The sequence below is a fragment of the Rhizobium ecuadorense genome (assembly GCF_001187535.1).
Classification (GTDB): Bacteria; Pseudomonadota; Alphaproteobacteria; order Rhizobiales; family Rhizobiaceae; genus Rhizobium; species Rhizobium ecuadorense.
In genome coordinates this window covers 1-250 of the sequence record NZ_LFIO01001789.1, presented here as the reverse complement: position 1 = coordinate 250, position 250 = coordinate 1, and the positions used below count along the sequence as shown (strand labels likewise).

Annotated in this window: 1 protein-coding gene; it reads right to left on the bottom strand. The window is 59.2% G+C overall.

Annotated elements, in window-relative coordinates; all coding sequences use genetic code 11:
* Positions 1-250: LysE family transporter (locus AF337_RS36055; protein WP_160320419.1), on the bottom strand; the 250-nt coding region annotated here is incomplete at both ends.

Genomic DNA, 250 nt, shown 5'->3' with positions numbered 1-250 from the left:
ATCGAATACCACCCGGCCTCCACTGCAAAGACGCCGAGCGGCAGCGCGACAATGAGATCGAGCGGCACCGTCCTCGGCAGAAGTGCCGCAAAGAGGCTGGCATAGACAATGATGGTTTTCGGGTTGCTGAGCTGGGTCAGCAGCGCAGTCGTGAAGCTCAATTTCAGCGCGCGGTTGCCGTTGACGGCGTCAGAGACTTCGAGCGGCTGACCGGCGCTCCTCCAGATATTGACGGCGATATAGATGAGAT